This is a genomic window from Pseudoflavitalea rhizosphaerae (assembly GCF_003991355.1).
In the GTDB taxonomy this organism is placed as follows: domain Bacteria; phylum Bacteroidota; class Bacteroidia; order Chitinophagales; family Chitinophagaceae; genus Pseudobacter; species Pseudobacter rhizosphaerae.
Map to the genome: position 1 here is coordinate 236,833 of NZ_RCSU01000006.1, position 16,068 is coordinate 252,900.

Consider the following 16,068-nt stretch of genomic DNA (forward strand, 5'->3'; position numbering starts at 1 on the left):
CATTCACCGGAATGTCCAATGCTCATTTTTTTGTAGCTTTAAAAGATTCAAGCTTACGTATGGCCACATTCACCAACCGCCTGGCAAAAGAGAGCAGCCCGTATTTATTGCAACATGCCCATAATCCGGTGGACTGGTTCCCCTGGGGGACTGAAGCATTGGAAAAAGCAAAAAAAGAAGATAAGCCCATCCTGGTCAGTATCGGCTATGCCGCCTGTCACTGGTGCCATGTGATGGAACACGAGAGTTTCGAAGACGAAGCCACTGCGGCCCTCATGAACGAGCATTTCATCAATATCAAGATCGATCGTGAAGAAAGGCCGGACCTGGACCATATTTACATGGATGCCGTGCAGGCAATGACCGGCTCAGGTGGATGGCCACTGAATGTTTTTCTCACACCTGATGCCAAACCTTTTTATGGCGGCACTTATTACCCGCCAAAGCAAGTATACAACAGACCTTCCTGGACGGAAGTGCTCAACGGTGTGGCGAACGCCTTCCGCGATAAACGTGCAGATATCGATGCGCAGGCGGAACAACTAACCCAACATCTTATTTCCTCCAATGGTTTCGGATTGACGAACCAGGCGGTGGACATCACTCCCGAATCGCTTTTCACGAAAGAAAAAGTGGACGAGATGTTTGCGAATATCATGAAGCAGGCCGACCGTACTGACGGCGGCTTCGGAAAGGCTCCAAAATTTCCGCAAACTTTCACCATTCGTTTCCTCCTGCATTATCATCATCGCACCAAAAATGCGGAAGCCCTTCAACAGGCTACTCTCAGTTTGGATAAAATGATCGATGGCGGCATTTACGATCAACTTGGCGGAGGATTTGCACGGTACTCTACCGATGCAGAATGGCTGGCGCCCCACTTCGAGAAAATGTTATACGATAATGCTCTCCTGGTGATCACGCTCTGCGAAGCTTACCAGGTCACCGGGAAAGACCGTTATAAGCGCGTTATCGAACAAACGTTAGCTTTTGTTGCCCGGGAGTGGTTATCGCCCGAAAACGGTTTTTATGCGGCCCTGGATGCAGACAGCGAAGGAGTGGAGGGAAAGTTCTATGTATGGAGTAAGGAAGAAACGGACCTGCTTCTGGGGGAAGATGCAGAGCTCTTCAATGAGGTGTATGATGTAACGCCTCACGGAAACTGGGAACATACCAATATCCTCCGCATCAAAGAAAGCACAGCCGATATTGCAGACGCCTGGGAGATCACGGAAGATGAATTGTGGCAAAGAATGGAAAAAGCCTCAGCGAAATTGTTGAAACATCGGGAAACCCGTATCCGGCCTGCGCTAGACGACAAACAACTCCTAGGCTGGAATGCGATGATGAATATCGCCTTCAGTAAGGCGTATGCCATATTGGGGAAGAAAGAATACCTGCAGACCGCAGAAGCCAATATGGATTTTCTGCTGAAAGCATTCCGGGGATCAGATAATAGTTTTCATCATACATACAAGGAAGGAGTGGCGAAATATCCTGCCTTCCTGGACGACTATGCATGCCTGTTGGAAGCGCTGGTCCAGCTACAGGAAGTGACCAGTAACAAAACCTATCTGAATGAGGCAAAGAAATTACTGGAATATGTACTGGACAAGTTCAGTGAAGATGAAACAGGATTTTTCTTTTATACACCCAGCGGTCAGGCAGATATTATCGTACGTAAGAAAGAAGTCTATGATGGTGCGGTCCCTTCCGGCAATGCAGTAATGGCCTCCAATCTTTATTACCTCGGAATGGTTTTCGACGAAGGAGCATGGAAAGAGCGGGCAGCTACGATGTGCGCGGGATTGTTGCAGGCAGTAACGCGGTATCCCACATCGTTTGGAGTTTGGGCAACCCTGATTCAGGCATTCTCGTACGGAATTCCGGAAATAGTGATTGTTGGCGGGAATTTTGCTACGCTTCGTGAGGATTTTTTGAAAACCTTTATCCCCTTCCGTATCTTTCAGTCCTCACACCAGGCTGATGAACAATTCCCCCTATTGTCCGGCAAACCTGATTACCCAGAAACCCTGATCTTCCTATGTAAAAATTATGCTTGCAATGCACCTGTTACACAACTTAATGCATTGATTAAGCAGCTTGATGATGTGTAAAACTTAAATCTGTAGTTGATACAATAATAGCGTGTCCGGAGCCGTTTAAACCTAAGCTCTGATGGTGTTTGCAGTTTTAAAAAATAAATTCTAAACTTGCGATGAAGTCGGTAAAACATTATTTTTGCCCAATACCCTTTAATATGATGAAAATGAAAAACCTATCCGTTTTGACAGCCCTGGGGGTGATGGTCATTGCCACCGGTTGCGGCAAGAGCGGAAAGTCAAAAGGACTGCCTAATGACGGCCAGCTTCATGGTGTTGCTCCGGCTAATGCCAACAACCTGACTAAGCCGCTCGGAATGGTTTATATCCCACCTGGAACCTTCCATATGGGTCCCTCTGATGAGGACATCAACTTCAACTATACTGCCAGAAATAAGCAGGTTTCCATCAATGGCTTCTGGATGGATGCCACCGAGATCACCAACAACGAGTACCGCCAGTTCGTGAACTGGGTGCGCGACTCTACTGCCGCCGTAAGACTGCAATACGGTAAGGAAGTGGATGGCGTGTTTGTGGTTGACTGGAAAAAAGCCAAAACCATCAAGTACAACGATAAGGCTACTATCGAGAAGATCGACCAGATGATCCTGACTCCTGAGAACAGGATCTTTGGTAAGAAAGAGATCGATCCGGATAAGATCGTTTATCATTCTGAAACTTTTGATCTGAAAGAAGCAGCCAAACGTGAGAACAAAGGTGTTCCCCGCAGCAAATTCATCGTAAAGAAAGATATCAAGATTTATCCCGATACATTGATCTGGATCCGCGACTTCAGCTATTCCTACAATGAACCGATGACCAAGCGTTACTTTTCCCACCCTGCCTTCGGTAACTATCCCGTGGTAGGTGTGAACTGGAACCAGGCCACTGCTTTCTGCGAATGGAGAACGCATTATCTGAATTCTTTCCTGGAATCCAAGAAGAGAGCTACAGAGTCTGACTTCCGTCTGCCTACAGAAGCAGAGTGGGAATATGCAGCCCGTGGCGGTCGTTCACAATCAATGTTCCCCTGGGGTAACTACTACCTCCGTAACAAACAGGGTTGCCTCCTGGCCAACTTCAAACCCGGCCGTGGTAACTACCCTGAGGACGGAGCTTTCTACACTGCACGTGCCGATGCTTACTGGCCCAACGATTTCGGCCTTTACTGCATGTCTGGTAACGTAGCTGAATGGACTTCTTCCCTGTATTATGAGGGTGCATATAATTTCCAACATGACATGAATCCTGATATCCGCTTCAACGCGCAGGATTCTGACCCTCCCAGAATGAAGCGTAAGGTGATCCGTGGCGGCAGCTGGAAAGATGTAGGTTACTTCCTCCAGACAAGCGCCAGGAACTATGAGTACATGGATACTGCTAAAGCTTATATTGGCTTCCGTTGCGTGATTGATTTACCAGCTTCGCAGAAGAAACGTTAAATTTCTGCTAAGTAGAAAATTTGTGACTGTATTGAATCGTTAATTGCTTTGATTTACGAAGAGAAGCAAACCAGTATCTTATTGTAATGGCATTAAACATTTAATTTCCAAACCCTGAAAACCCGTTTTCTAACCATTTAAAAATTAATCTATGGCTGGAGTTTCTAAATCAACAGAAAGAATTGTAAACATAATCGTTTGTATGGGCGCTGCTATCGTAATCTTTGGCGCCTGGCAGAAGATTACGCACCAACCTCTGGCAGACTTCTTCCTTACAGCAGGTCTGATCACAGAAGCAGTTATTTTTGTTGTATACGCATTCTTACCTCCTCCCGGATCTGAAATGCACGCTATAGCTGAGGCTTTGCCTAAACTGGCCGGTGGCGCTTCTTCCGGTAACCCTGCTCTGGACAACATGAACAAAATGATGCAGGATGCCGACATCACCCCAGCCAGCCTGAAAAGCCTGAGCGACGGATTCAAAAAACTGGGCACATCTGTTAGCAATATTGCTGATGTATCTGATGTAGTAAAATCTACCAATGACTACTCTGCTAAAACAAAAGAAGCAGCCAATGCATTGGGACAGATGACAACTGCCTACCAGGGCGCTACTGCTACCATCACTACATTCAACTCTGCAGCAGACAGCACTAAACAATTCCATGAGCAGGTTTCTGTATTGACAAAGAACCTCGGTTCTCTCAATGCGATCTACGAACTGGAATTACAGGACACCAACAACCACCTGAAAGCCATGAAAGGTTTCTATGGCAACCTCGCCGCTGCTTCTCAAACCATGCAGAACAGTGTTGATGATGCGAAGAAAGCTCATGAGCAAATCGCCAAACTGGCGGGCAACCTCAGCAGCCTGAACACCGTTTACGGAAATATGCTCAGCGCTATGCAAGGTCGCTAATCACAGGCAGTCCAATAATCCTGTACCCAATCGTACGCATTAGACTTTGAATTGTTTAAACTGAAAAACCCAGATCCATGGCTTTACCTAAAGAGCCCCGGCAGAAGATGATCAATATGATGTACCTGGTGTTGACAGCATTGCTGGCACTCAACGTATCATCAGAAATCATCAATGCCTTCGAGACCGTAAATAACAGTATCACTACTTCCAACCAGATCATCAGCGATAAGAACGCTCTGACCTACCAGTCTCTGGATGAGAAGAAAAAAGATCAGCAAACTGCCGCAAAGGCTGCCATCTGGGCTCCAAAGGCCGAGGCGGCAAAAGCCCTCGCTGCATCGATGTATTCTGAGATTCAAAATTTGAAAAATCAGCTTGCTGAATACGCAGGTTCTCATGAAGAGAACGGCGAACAAAAAATGAACGCAGACAAACTCGATGCCTCTACCCGTCTCCTTGAAAAAGAAGGTAAAGGCGAGGAACTGTATAAAAAGATCGATGATTTCAAAAAGAAACTGATCGGTGTATTGGACCCTAACGATCCCGCTTTCGCTGAAAATCCTGCCACCAAAGCTGCTGTAGCCAAGGCCGTAGCTGATTTCCAGAAATCGCTGCCGATCGATCTGACGGTTCCGAAATCTACCAGCGGTAATAAATATGAGAACAATGCCAATGGCTGGACCATGAGCAATTTCCATATGACGCCCGCAATCGCCGCCATGACCATCCTGAACAAATTGCAGAACGACGTAAGGAACTCTGAAGCCCAGGTGATCGACTTCTGCCACCAGCAGATCGGCGCTGTGAAACTTGTATACGATCAGTTTGAAGCTATCGCACAGGCCAACAGAACTTATGCGATGCCCGGCGACCCCATCGAGATCACTGCTGGTATCGGCGCTTTCAGTGAAGCTGCCAAACCAGAGATCTTCATCGGTGGAAAACAAATGCAGCTTGAGCGTGGTAAAGCGATCTATAAAACCACTGCTTCAGGCGCTGGCACACAAAAGATCAATGTAAAGATCCGCTACACTACACCTGATGGTGAAGTGAAGGAAAAAAATGAAATAGTTGAATACACAATCGGTACACCATCAGGAGCCTCTGTGTTCCTTCAGAAGATGAACGTACTGTATATCGGTGTAGACAACCCAATGACCATCTCCGGCGGTAGCGTAGGCGCAGAAAAAGTGCGCGTAAGCTTCAGCAATGGTGAGATCAGCAAATCTGGTGGCGACAACTACGTTGCACGTCCCAGAACTCCGGGCATGGCTGACATTGTAGTGAATGCCGATGGCAAAAGTTACAAGTTCCCCATGCGTGTAAAATACCTGCCTAATCCTGCTGCCTTCCTCGGCACCAAGAAAAGCGGTAATATCGGAGCTGCTGAATTCAAAGCCATTGGTGGTATCATCGCCAAACTGGAAGACTCAGATTTTGAAGCGCCATATAAAGTTGTCAGCTACAGGTTCGGTGCTCAGGGTGGACCCATCCAGGTTTATGCTGAAGCTACCAACAACGGTAACCGTTGGAGCGGTCAGGCTGCTCAACTGGTTTCCCGCACAGGCCCCGGCTCTGTTGTATTCTTCGATAATATCACAGTAATCGGCCCTGACGGAAAACAACGCGATATCGGATCAATGAGCTTCAAGCTGAAATAATATAAACTTCTTTTAAACAAAGGGAACAATGAAGAACCGTCTTATCAAACTCGGAATGCTGCTCGCAGTGTTGGCGTTTGTTTCCACCGAGGTGGATGCGCAGGCCAAGAAGCCTGTTCGCACGAAGTCTACCCGCACTACCACCGCGAAGAAAACAAACAGCACCAGAACACAGGCTGCTGCCAATCCCGCTGCTATCGCACCGGCTCCCGATACCGTGAAGCCCGTTGTGGCTGCACCTTTGGAAGCAGACCTTAACATACCGCCACTGAAGCCTTCTCTGCGCAACGACAATGCCATTGAACGCAACCTCGTAAAAGAGCGAACTCCATTGGCGTATGAGCATATCCGTGAAGATGATGCGGTGTATGTTCAACGTGTATGGAGAGAGATCGATGTACACGAAAAAATGAACTTACCCTTCGTTTATAGAGCAGATGGCGACCTCGGTAACCAACGCTTTATCATGATCCTTCTCAATGCCATCAAGAACGACAGCATCACTGCTTTCGCTCCTCTTGACGACAGGTTCACTACCCCGATCACCTTCAAAGAGATTTCTGAAGCGCTCGTGGGTAAACCGAGAAGCATCCAGATCCCTGACCTGGTGAATGATGTTGATGGTTCCAAAGGCCTCATGAAGGATACAACCATCATCGATGAATTCGATCCTGATAAATCCGTTGAACGTTACTGGATCAAAGAAGATGTGATCTTCGACAAAGAGTCTTCCAGGCTGTTCACCCGCATTCTCGGTATCGCTCCGCTGAAATCCATTTATAATGAAGATGGTTCCTTCCGCGATGTAACGCCGTTGTTCTGGGTGTACTATCCTGATCTTCGCCCCACTTTCGCCAGGTACGAAGTGTATAATGGCCGCAACTTCGGAGCAAAGGTTAGCTGGGAAGAATTGTTCGAGAGCCGTATGTTCTCCAGCAGAATTATCAAGTCAACCATCAACAACCCGAATGATCTGTTCATCAAATCTTATGTAAAAGATCCAATCCTCGCATTACTCGAAGGAGAAAATGTAAAAGAGAAGATTTTCAACTACGAACAGGATCTCTGGTCATATTAATACAGAAAGCAATCTGGTATAAAAAAATGGCATCGTATTTTTACGATGCCATTTTTTTTATACAAATGTTTATAAATGATTCAGTTTGAGGACGGATTTGGTTCAACACACCGTAAGATTTTTAGAAAATACCCATTTCCGTTATTGTTTTGTGATGCCTATTCACTATTTTTACACTGGTTTTTCATAGGATATTGGATTTTAAAAACGGGGCTGGATGTCTATCCGGGCCCCTTATTTTTTTAGGACATTTCTCTCTCTCAAAAAACCGCTATTCGTCGACCAAATACATTTTGTTTACCCGGAAATTATTGGAGTATTACTTTTATCAGACATCGCTTTCGTTTGGATCTGATGAGTTATCTGCATGGCCTTCCTGCGGAGCCGCAGGGCCTTCATTTTCGCCGTTGACAATTTTGCTGGGGTCTGCATTGCCATTGTTATCTGTAGCTTTGAAATGGGCTGCAATGATCTTTGCTTTTGATGATCCGATCAATTTGGCAATCGCTTCTTCCCCGGCTTCCCTGATTCGCTTTACACTTCTGAATTCTTTCAGCAACTGATCTGCAGTATTCTTTCCGATCCCTTTGATTTGTTCCAGTTCATTTTTAAATGTACCCTGGCTTCTTTTCTTTCTGTGGAATGTGATGCCAAAGCGATGCACTTCATCGCGGATGCGCCTGATCAGTTTCAGGCTTTCGCTGTTATAGGGAAGCTTCAGACTTTGCTGATCACCTGCAAAGAAGAGTTCCTCTTCATTCTTGGCAAGGCCTACCAATGTCATTCTTCCCTGCAATCCGAGTTCTTCAATGGCTTCCAGCGCGTAGCCCAGCTGCCCTTTGCCACCATCGATGATCACCAGTTGAGGCAGGGATGCACCTTCATCCATCAGGCGTTTGTAACGTCTGCCAACCACTTCCTTCATCGTGGCGAAGTCGTTGATACCCTGCACAGTTTTCACATTGTAATGACGATAATCTTTCTTGCTGGGCACACCATCTTTAAAGCAGACCATCGCCGAAACGGGATAACTTCCGTGGAAATTGGAGTTGTCGAAACATTCGATATGCACCGGTACTTCCGGTAATTGCAGATCATCCTGCAGTTGGTACAACACCTTCTTTCGCTCCATATCATCCTTGCCTTCCAGTTGCAGTATCTTTTTCTTGAATAACTCTTCGCGGAAATAATTCACGTTCTTTTCTGAGAGCTCCAGGAGTTTCTTTTTGTCGCCGCCTTTAGGGATAGTGAGTACCACGCCAGGTTCTTCGTAGTTGATGGGGAAGGGGAGGATGATCTCGGCAGCGAGGCTGTTGAAAGTGGAACGCAATTGGGCAATACCGAAAGCCAGCACTTCTTCATCCGTTTCATCCAGATGGGTCTCCAGTTGTACGGTATGTGTTTGAACGATGGAGCCATTCTCCATCATAAGATAGTTCACGTAGGCGAGATCGTTATCCCGCAGGATAGAGAACACATCGGCCGTCATCATCCTGTTGGATACGATGATGGACTTCGCCTGGTATTGTTCCAGGTGCTCTATCTTTTTGTGCAGGATAGCGGCTTTCTCAAAAGCCAGTTGTTCAGCGGCTGCGCGCATTTCCTGTTTGAAATGCTGGATAACCGGGTTGAGATTTCCTTTCAGTACATTCTTTACCTGGTTCAATCCATCCTGGTAGTCCTCTTCGGATTGGAATCCTTCACAGGGACCTTTGCAATTACCGAGATGGTATTCAAGACAGACCTTGAATTTGTTTTTTCGTATGTTGGTTTCAGTTAGATTGAGCTTGCAGGTCCGCAGAGGTATATTGGACCTGATGAAATCGATCAGCTCGCGAACCCGCGCTACAGAAGTGAATGGCCCCAGGTATTCTGATCCGTCGTTGATCTTACGGCGGGTGAGGAATACGCGGGGGAATGGTTCTTTTTTCAGAACGATATAAGGATAGGTCTTGTCATCTTTCAGGTTGATATTGTAGCGTGGCTGGAATTGTTTGATCAGGGAGTTCTCCAGCAGGAAGGCATCCTGTTCGGAATCCACGATGGTGAATTCGATGCGCGCGATACGCTGCACCAGCTCATGCGTTTTGTAGGAGGTGAAGGTCTTGCTGAAATAAGAACTCACCCGTTTGCGCAGGCTCTTGGCTTTACCAACATACAGGAGATTATCCTGTGTATCATAGTATTTGTATATGCCCGGATCGGTGGGGATCTTATGGGACTGCTGCTGAAATTCCTGTGCCGTCATAGTCTGTTCCTACGAAGGTACGGAATGCCCGGAATTACTAATAGGCGTAGCTTTGCGGGTCCCAGATCACTTTCTCGACGCTGGAAACGGGCTCTCCTTTCTCCGGATGCCTGATTGTGAGGATGTAAAAGTATTTCTCGATCACCCAGGTAAGTTTCTGTTGAACGAAGTCATTCCCATCCCTGAATTCTTTTTCCATGTAGATCCGGTTCACTTTGTCTACGCTCAGTGATGGCCTGATGTATACTACAACTTTGCGGAGAGAAGTGGTGGTGTCTTTTGCAGGATAGATGAAATTGATCATTTCGGTGGTTTCGTCCATGAAGGATTCATTGCCGAAGAGTTGCTGGAACCTGCTGGAGTCAAGTTCGGGAAGCAGGAATTGTGCTGTCATCTTTTTGAATGCTTCCAGGTTGATATAGGAGGAATCGGTCTTTATGTTTTCTTTTTTATAGAGGATGCCTGCTGCAAATGAATCCACGCGTCGAATGTCTTCGCGGATGAGGTCGCCAACCGGGAGGTAGGAGATTTCTTTACCGGAAGCGGCAGAAGAGTCGGCATTCATTGTTTCAGCCGGCGTTTGTGCAGGTTTATCTTTGCAGGACCAGATAGCCACGCAGGAGCAGATGGCCAGGATCACCAGGTTCATTTTCATCCGGTAAAAATAAGTAATTGCAATTGCGGAAGCAACAGCCTAGCGAATGGTTTTTGTAACACCGATCTTCACGCCGTATTCCATCAGGTATTCGCGGATGGGGTATTCCTTAACATAGCTGCTCAGCAACTGGTAGCGGAATTGCGGTCCCACCTGCCATTTGAGGCTTCCTGTTTTGTAGCTCACGAAGATCTCGGCGCCGGCATTCACATTCCAGCGGCGCACGAGGCTGGGCGCTCTCATATAGTTCTTGAAATCTGTTGTGATGAGGTATGAGTTGCGATTTAGAAGATATGTAGGCTGAATGGTTCCGGCGATATTTACCTGCAGTTTTTCATTACCCAGCAGGCTCAATTCCATACCGATGGGAGCAGAGAGCTGGAAGTATTGGTTCTGTATATCCTCGGCCTTCTCTCCGCTGAAGTTGCGCAGGCTTGTATAGCTTACGAGACTGTCGGGTAGACTGCCCGCAACATCCAGTGCAATCTTTCCTCTTTCCGGAACTGGTGCAGTATATGCTTTGATAGCGTAGCGGGAATAATTCAGTTGCAGACCGGCAGTTACCCTGAAATTCTTGTTGATGGAGTATACTATATAAGATCCAAGTCCGAAGCCCAAAGCAGGTTGATGGCTTACAAGGGTTTCGGGTTTACCTTCAATAGCGCCTGCGGGAAGACCTTTGATATTGATCTGGTCATATACACTCGTATTGCTGGTGAGTTTGCGATAGTTCATGGTTGGTGAGAATGCCAGTTGCCAGGCCCATCTGCGCATAGGCGGCGGCGTTAGCTCATACACTGCATATTCCTGGAGCCAGTTGATCCTCTTTTCATCTTCTTCCCTGCCGGATTTTTGAGTACTGGCAGATGTTTTGGAAGCAGATGGGGATTTGATCTCGTGACTGTTGGTCCCGGTATCGGGAACATCGGTTACCAGCGCCAGTCCGGCCACAGGTACCTGTTCAGGCTGGCCGGGGAATACTGGGAATGCAGTTGCAGCATTGCCGGCCGGGTCCACATTCTTTCCGGGCTTTTCCAGGAAGATCTCATCCACGATTGTTCGTTCAGGCAATTCTGTGATCACAATGGTATGAGGAAGATCTGATTCGGATGGATAGTTAGCCGTAGTTTCTTCATCATCTTTGTTGGTACCTATGAATGGCGCGGGGGAGAATACGGTGAAACCGGACCCGTTCCGACCTGGGCCGGAAGCATTGGAAGCTACTGCAACAGGACCATTGATAGAAATAGTATTGGAAGATGAATTGCTGGATTGATCGGCTGTGCCTGAAGCAGGAGAATGGTTATGGATCTTTTTTGCAGGAGTGGAAGGTGCCATCAGTTGCAATGATGCGAGGTAACTGATGCCGCCAAGGAAAAGCAATAAACCAAGACCATACCATTTTCTGCGCGTATGCAATGAGCGATGAATTCCTTTCCATGCATTTTCGGAAGGAAACATTTTGTATTGGTCAGCTTTTTGCCTGATCAGTTGCTCAAAGTCATCATTGTAAAAACCGCGCTCCATAATGCTTTTGTGTTTGTACGGGTTTTTTAATTTTTCAAAGGTTTGGATAAAGCATTTTATACACTGAAGATCTTAGCGGCCGCTTGCGATCCCCAGCCAGTTGACTTTTTCTTTCGGTTTTTGAATGATCTTTTTTCTGACAAGAATATCCTCCAGCATTTGTTTGGCGCGCGTGTATTGTGATCGGCTTGTGCTTTCCTCAATATCCAGCATGTCTGCAATCTCTTTATGCGTGTAACCTTCGATGGCATAAAGGTTGAGCACTGTTCTGTAACCTATCGGTAATAAGCGGATGCATTCCACAACCTGCTTCGCCTGTACGATGGAGGGCACAGATTCTTCCCTCACCTGTACACTATTTGCATGGATGATATCCACGCTTTCGTTGAACTTCTTGTTTTTTTTAAGATGGTTGATGCAGGTATGAACCATTATTCGTCTTATCCATCCTTCAAAAGCGCCTTTGTTCTGGAAGGTGTGTATCTGGGAGAACACTTTAATAAAACCTTCCTGCAACATATCCTCTGCATCTTCCCTGTTGTGGGCAAACCTGTAACACACCGACAGCATGCGGGGGCTAAAGCGCTGGTAAAGTTCCCGCTGGGCAGTCGTGTTATTACGTAAACAGCCTTGAAGTATGGCTTCTTCGGTCATATGAACCGTTTGGTTGCCCTCTAATTTAGACAATTTTTGGCAGAGATAGCTGCGCGGGTGGCAAAAAAACAGGGAGAAAAATCGCCTGGACCCGTGATTTTATGGATGAAACCCATAGTTCTGAAACCGGAGCGTGAAGCGGCAGGGAAGCATCGAGATACTCCCGGACCATCAAATAAAAAAGCGGAAATGCCTTCCGGCGCTTCCGCTTCCATTTTTTTCATTATCTGTACAGTGCAGTAGTATAATGTCTTACTGGCCAATCAGCACTTCGCCGGTCATTTCTTTCGGAATGGGTAAGCCCATCACGGTAAGAATGCTTGGAGCGATATCTCCCAGCTTGCCGGGTTTCAGTGTGCCTTTGAAATCTTTACCGATCACGAAGAGTGGCACCAGGTTCAGGCTGTGCGCGGTATTGGGCGTACCGTCGCTGTTGATCATATAATCTGCATTGCCGTGGTCTGCTGTGAGGAACACGGTGTAACCATTGGCGAGTGCGGCTGTAACAACACGCTCTACGCATTTGTCAACTGTTTCCACCGCTTTGATCACTGCATCCCAAATGCCCGTATGTCCTACCATGTCTGCATTGGCGAAGTTCAGGCAAATGAAATCGGCAGATTGTTTTTCAATTTCCGGAACGATGAGATCAACGATATCGTAAGCGCTCATTTCTGGCTTCAGGTCATAGGTGGCTACTTTGGGTGAAGGCGCCATCAGGCGGCGTTCGCCATCAAATGGTTCTTCTCTTCCACCATTGAAGAAGAAAGTAACGTGCGGGTATTTTTCTGTTTCGGCTATACGTATCTGTTTCTTGCCATTGGCTGCAAGGATCTCGCCGAGTGTATTGTGCAGATTATCGTTCTCGAAGATCACATGTACATCTTTGAAAGTAGCATCGTACTCGGTCATGGTAGTGTAGTGCAGTTTCAGTTTCTTCATACCCTGCTCAGGGAAATCCTGCTGCGTAAGTACAGCAGTGATCTCGCGGCAACGGTCTGTACGGAAATTGAAACAGATGGCTGCATCGCCGTCTTTGATCTGTGCAACCGGATTGCCATCTGCAGTTGTGATCACGATGGGTTTGATGAACTCATCAGTTGTGTTATGAGCATATGATTCACGTACGGCCTCCAGTGCATCTTTCTTCTTTTCTCCTTTTCCATTTACCATTGCATCGTAAGCCAGTTGCACGCGCTCCCAGCGTTTGTCGCGGTCCATGGCATAATAGCGTCCGCTCACGGTAGCGATCTTTCCGGTTTTCACTACATCCAGGTGGTTCTGCAGATCGGTGAGGAAACCGTAACCGCTTTTGGGATCTGTGTCCCTGCCATCTGTGAAGGCATGGATATAAACTTCGGAGAGACCTTGTTCTGCGCAAACAGACACGATAGCTTTGAGGTGATCGATATGTGAATGCACGCCGCCATCGGAAACAAGACCGAGGAGGTGCAGTGGTTTTTTGTTATCGAGTGCATAACGGATGGAACTGATCAGGGCAGGATGTTGCTGCAGTTCACCATCGCGGATGGCAACATTGATCCTTTGCAACTCCTGGTAAACGATCCGGCCGGCGCCCAGGTTGAGATGCCCCACTTCGCTGTTGCCCATTTGTCCCTCAGGCAATCCTACCTGTTCTCCACAGGTAACCAGCGTAGTATGCGGATATTTATTGTATAAGGAAGACACAAAGGGCACGTTGGCGTGTTGAATAGCATCGGATGCCTGCACCTTTCCAAGGCCCCATCCATCCATAATGATCAGTATTGCTTTGCTGGTATTCATATAACGGAATGATTGTGTTAGATTTGTTCAATGAAAGAGCAAAGTTAATGGAATACATCGTTGCAGGTAATTTTTCAACGTATTCTTACTTTGGCATGGAATTAGCAATTTTTACCCCGAACATAAAAAATGTTGATTATGAAAAAGACTCTGGGAATTGCGGCAATGCTTGTTTCGCTTTTCCTGGTATCCTTTACTACAAGATTCTATTCAATTGAAGATGTAGTAGCAGCCCTGAAAAGCGGAAATGCTGCCCAACTTTCAAAGTATTTCGATGGCAGGGTGGATATTTCTCTTCCAAACAAGAGTGATAACTACAGTAAAAGTCAGGCAGAGATCATTCTGAAAGATTTTTTTGCCAGCAATGGAGTAAAGAGCTTCCAGGTAAAGCACAAAGGCGAACAGAATGGCGCTCAGTTCTGCATTGGAACGCTTGTAACCAAAAACGGAAACTATCGTACGAAATTTTACATGAAGCAGAAGGGTGATCAGCAGGTAGTGCAGGAAATGGGCTTCGAGCTCCTGACCGAATAAGCACGTACAACTTATTATCCCTGAAAACACTTGAAGACCTGTGGCGCAAGCCCCGGGTCTTTTTGTTTTTTTGTTCACTACCTTTGTGATCTATGCTTTCATTCGACGAACAATTAGACATACTCGTTAAAGCCGCCCTGCAGGAAGATATCGGCGATGGCGACCACTCCACACTCAGCAGCATTCCCCCGGAAACAAAAGGCATTGCCGTACTTAAAATCAAACAGGATGGCATTCTTGCCGGAATGGAGATCGCAGAGAAGATCTTCCGTTACAAAGAACCTTCCGTTGATTTCAAAGCTTTCAAGAAAGATGGTGATCATATGAAGGCAGGCGAGATCGCTTTTGAAGTGAGCGCTTCCGTGTACACCATTCTTCAGTGTGAAAGACTGGTGCTGAACTGCATGCAGCGCATGAGCGGCATCGCTACCCTCACAAGGGAATACACCGATAAGATCAAAGGTTATCATACCCGTGTGCTGGATACGCGCAAAACCACTCCCAATTTCCGTTTGCTGGAGAAAGAGGCAGTTCGCATAGGCGGCGGCGTGAACCATCGTATGGGCCTGTACGATATGATCATGCTGAAAGACAATCATGTTGATTACAGCGGCGGACTGGAACAGGCCATCGAACGCGCGCACCGTTACGTTACAGAAGTGAAGCCCGGATTGAAGATCGAAGTGGAAACAAGATCGCTGGACGAAGTGAAACGCGTTGTAAAATATGGAAAAGTAGACCGTATCATGCTGGACAATTTCACAACGGACCAGCTGCGTGAAGCGCTTCAGATCATCGATAAGAAATATGAAACTGAAGCCAGCGGCGGCATCAACCTGGATACCATCGTGAGCTTTGCGGAAACAGGTGTTGACTTTGTAAGTGTGGGAGCATTGATCCACCAGGCAAAAAGCCTGGACCTTAGCCTGAAAGCGAAATTTGTGTAAATTCATCTGGCAGGAAAACTGATTATTCAATCACAATTACTGAAATCATGTCGAAGAAAAATAAAGGCGATAACAGGGGATTTGTTTACAGTACGGACCCAAACTTCAAATATGAGGAAGAGAGTGCGGATGAGGCTGCAACGCTGCCGGCAGCGCAACAGCAATTACGCGTTCAACTGGATAATAAGCAAAGGGCCGGAAAAGTAGTAACCCTGATCTATGGATTTGTTGGAACATATGATGACCTGGAAGCTTTGGGTAAACAACTGAAAAATTTCTGCGGCACCGGTGGTTCAGTGAAAGATGGCGAAATCATCATCCAGGGGGATCAAAGAGAAAAAACCATGCAGTTCCTGCAGAAGAACGGATACAGCAAAACAAAGAAAGCAGGAGGATAATTTCGCAGTGCCCAGTCGCTCGCCTCCCGGCGAGTGACTTCTATTCTGTCGCCTCCGGCGACACGGTGTTCGCCGGAGGCGAACAAATACAGGTCACTCGCCGGGAGGCGAGCGA

Annotated in this window: 13 protein-coding genes; 8 read left to right on the forward strand and 5 right to left on the reverse strand. The window is 46.9% G+C overall.

Going from position 1 to position 16,068, the window contains the following annotated elements:
* Nucleotides 1–59: 59 nt before the first annotated feature.
* The 5 genes from D9Y29_RS12635 (at nucleotide 60) to porN (ending at nucleotide 7,205) form a co-directional block, all read left to right on the forward strand.
* Complete coding sequence (locus D9Y29_RS12635) at nucleotides 60–2,117, forward strand: thioredoxin domain-containing protein (RefSeq protein ID WP_127128621.1); 2,058 nt, start codon at nucleotides 60–62, stop codon at nucleotides 2,115–2,117.
* A gap of 152 nt (nucleotides 2,118–2,269) precedes the next feature.
* Nucleotides 2,270–3,544 carry a T9SS ring complex lipoprotein PorK/GldK gene (porK, locus tag D9Y29_RS12640; protein WP_241237911.1) on the forward strand — a complete coding sequence of 425 codons (1,275 nt, stop codon included), beginning with the start codon at nucleotides 2,270–2,272 and terminating at the stop codon, nucleotides 3,542–3,544.
* Between the two features lie 151 nt (nucleotides 3,545–3,695).
* Nucleotides 3,696–4,463: a type IX secretion system motor protein PorL/GldL gene (gene porL, locus D9Y29_RS12645; RefSeq protein WP_127128625.1), complete on the forward strand. Its 768-nt coding sequence runs from the start codon at nucleotides 3,696–3,698 to the stop codon at nucleotides 4,461–4,463.
* 77 nt (nucleotides 4,464–4,540) lie between these two features.
* Nucleotides 4,541–6,127 carry a type IX secretion system motor protein PorM/GldM gene (porM, locus tag D9Y29_RS12650; protein ID WP_127128627.1) on the forward strand — a complete coding sequence of 529 codons (1,587 nt, stop codon included), beginning with the start codon at nucleotides 4,541–4,543 and terminating at the stop codon, nucleotides 6,125–6,127.
* Nucleotides 6,128–6,155: 28 nt separating this feature from the next.
* Nucleotides 6,156–7,205, forward strand: coding sequence for a type IX secretion system ring subunit PorN/GldN (gene porN / locus D9Y29_RS12655; RefSeq protein ID WP_127128629.1), 1,050 nt, complete (start codon nucleotides 6,156–6,158; stop codon nucleotides 7,203–7,205).
* A gap of 328 nt (nucleotides 7,206–7,533) precedes the next feature.
* On the opposite strand, the gene uvrC is transcribed toward porN, so the two are convergent.
* From uvrC to gpmI, 5 genes are all read right to left on the reverse strand, one after another.
* Entirely contained in the window at nucleotides 7,534–9,453 is a 1,920-nt protein-coding gene (uvrC, locus tag D9Y29_RS12660; RefSeq protein WP_127128631.1) for an excinuclease ABC subunit UvrC, read from the reverse strand.
* A 37-nt stretch (nucleotides 9,454–9,490) separates the two neighbouring features.
* Complete coding sequence (locus tag D9Y29_RS12665) at nucleotides 9,491–10,108, reverse strand: hypothetical protein (protein WP_127128633.1); 618 nt, start codon at nucleotides 10,106–10,108, stop codon at nucleotides 9,491–9,493.
* 39 nt (nucleotides 10,109–10,147) lie between these two features.
* Nucleotides 10,148–11,635, reverse strand: coding sequence for a hypothetical protein (locus tag D9Y29_RS12670; RefSeq protein WP_127128635.1), 1,488 nt, complete (start codon nucleotides 11,633–11,635; stop codon nucleotides 10,148–10,150).
* A 72-nt stretch (nucleotides 11,636–11,707) separates the two neighbouring features.
* The gene (locus D9Y29_RS12675) at nucleotides 11,708–12,289 is read right to left on the reverse strand and encodes an RNA polymerase sigma factor (RefSeq protein WP_127128637.1); all 582 of its coding nucleotides are present in this window, start codon (nucleotides 12,287–12,289) and stop codon (nucleotides 11,708–11,710) included.
* 252 nt (nucleotides 12,290–12,541) lie between these two features.
* Nucleotides 12,542–14,074, reverse strand: coding sequence for a 2,3-bisphosphoglycerate-independent phosphoglycerate mutase (gene gpmI / locus D9Y29_RS12680; protein ID WP_127128639.1), 1,533 nt, complete (start codon nucleotides 14,072–14,074; stop codon nucleotides 12,542–12,544).
* Between the two features lie 138 nt (nucleotides 14,075–14,212).
* Here gpmI and D9Y29_RS12685 point away from each other — a divergent pair, with 138 nt between their 5' ends.
* The 3 genes from D9Y29_RS12685 to D9Y29_RS12695 all read left to right on the forward strand — a co-directional run bounded on the left by D9Y29_RS12685 (nucleotide 14,213) and on the right by D9Y29_RS12695 (nucleotide 15,953).
* On the forward strand, nucleotides 14,213–14,608 hold the full coding sequence (locus D9Y29_RS12685) for a DUF4783 domain-containing protein (protein ID WP_164735390.1): 396 nt from the start codon (nucleotides 14,213–14,215) through the stop codon (nucleotides 14,606–14,608).
* A gap of 92 nt (nucleotides 14,609–14,700) precedes the next feature.
* Nucleotides 14,701–15,555: a carboxylating nicotinate-nucleotide diphosphorylase gene (gene nadC / locus D9Y29_RS12690; RefSeq protein ID WP_127128643.1), complete on the forward strand. Its 855-nt coding sequence runs from the start codon at nucleotides 14,701–14,703 to the stop codon at nucleotides 15,553–15,555.
* A gap of 47 nt (nucleotides 15,556–15,602) precedes the next feature.
* Entirely contained in the window at nucleotides 15,603–15,953 is a 351-nt protein-coding gene (locus D9Y29_RS12695) for a translation initiation factor (RefSeq protein WP_127128645.1), read from the forward strand.
* Nucleotides 15,954–16,068 lie beyond the last annotated feature (115 nt).

Excerpts from the sequence above, each read along its gene's own strand:
- porM (WP_127128627.1), top strand. The coding sequence starts at position 4,541 with ATGGCTTTACCTAAAGAGCCCCGGCAGAAGATGATCAATATGATGTAC.
- D9Y29_RS12675 (WP_127128637.1), bottom strand. The coding sequence starts at position 12,289 with ATGACCGAAGAAGCCATACTTCAAGGCTGTTTACGTAATAACACGACT.
- D9Y29_RS12665 (WP_127128633.1), bottom strand. The coding sequence starts at position 10,108 with ATGAAAATGAACCTGGTGATCCTGGCCATCTGCTCCTGCGTGGCTATC.
- nadC (WP_127128643.1), top strand. The coding sequence starts at position 14,701 with ATGCTTTCATTCGACGAACAATTAGACATACTCGTTAAAGCCGCCCTG.
- D9Y29_RS12635 (WP_127128621.1), top strand. The coding sequence starts at position 60 with ATGGCCACATTCACCAACCGCCTGGCAAAAGAGAGCAGCCCGTATTTA.
- gpmI (WP_127128639.1), bottom strand. The coding sequence starts at position 14,074 with ATGAATACCAGCAAAGCAATACTGATCATTATGGATGGATGGGGCCTT.
- uvrC (WP_127128631.1), bottom strand. The coding sequence starts at position 9,453 with ATGACGGCACAGGAATTTCAGCAGCAGTCCCATAAGATCCCCACCGAT.
- porK (WP_241237911.1), top strand. The coding sequence starts at position 2,270 with ATGAAAAACCTATCCGTTTTGACAGCCCTGGGGGTGATGGTCATTGCC.
- D9Y29_RS12685 (WP_164735390.1), top strand. The coding sequence starts at position 14,213 with ATGAAAAAGACTCTGGGAATTGCGGCAATGCTTGTTTCGCTTTTCCTG.
- porN (WP_127128629.1), top strand. The coding sequence starts at position 6,156 with ATGAAGAACCGTCTTATCAAACTCGGAATGCTGCTCGCAGTGTTGGCG.
- D9Y29_RS12695 (WP_127128645.1), top strand. The coding sequence starts at position 15,603 with ATGTCGAAGAAAAATAAAGGCGATAACAGGGGATTTGTTTACAGTACG.
- D9Y29_RS12670 (WP_127128635.1), bottom strand. The coding sequence starts at position 11,635 with ATGGAGCGCGGTTTTTACAATGATGACTTTGAGCAACTGATCAGGCAA.
- porL (WP_127128625.1), top strand. The coding sequence starts at position 3,696 with ATGGCTGGAGTTTCTAAATCAACAGAAAGAATTGTAAACATAATCGTT.